At 53.5% G+C, this 331-nt stretch carries 1 protein-coding gene and 1 pseudogene; both read left to right on the forward strand.

Going from position 1 to position 331, the window contains the following annotated elements; all coding sequences use genetic code 11:
* The first annotated feature begins 14 nt into the window (after positions 1 to 14).
* On the forward strand, positions 15 to 161 hold the full coding sequence (locus IT084_RS19150; RefSeq protein WP_395880093.1) for a ferredoxin family protein: 147 nt from the start codon (positions 15 to 17) through the stop codon (positions 159 to 161).
* A gap of 10 nt (positions 162 to 171) precedes the next feature.
* Positions 172 to 331 (forward strand): annotated as a pseudogene (locus IT084_RS19155) (2-oxoacid:acceptor oxidoreductase subunit alpha); the annotation flags it as partial.

The raw sequence follows: 331 nt of genomic DNA on the forward strand, positions 1-331 counted from the left end.
GATGCGGCTATTGTATCGAATTTTGTCCGGCCAAAGTATACGGGGCGGCCAAAGATGGACTGCCGTTGGTAAACGAGCTCGATAAATGTACCAGCTGCGGGTTTTGCGAGTTGCGCTGCCCGGACTTTGCCATAACGCTGGAGGTGATTGCCGGTGAGTAGACCGAAAGGAATGCAACTGCTTCAGGGAAATGAAGCCTGCGCCTGGGGAGCAATTGACGCCGGGGCAAGATTTTTTGCCGGCTATCCCATAACACCATCATCTGAGATTGCAGAAGTTTGCGCCCGGGAATTACCCGGGTATGGCGGGGTATATATCCAGATGGAAGACG

Origin of the sequence: Desulfallas sp. Bu1-1, assembly GCF_015594625.1 — a bacterium.
Lineage (GTDB): Bacteria > Bacillota > Desulfotomaculia > Desulfotomaculales > Desulfallaceae > JADNRQ01.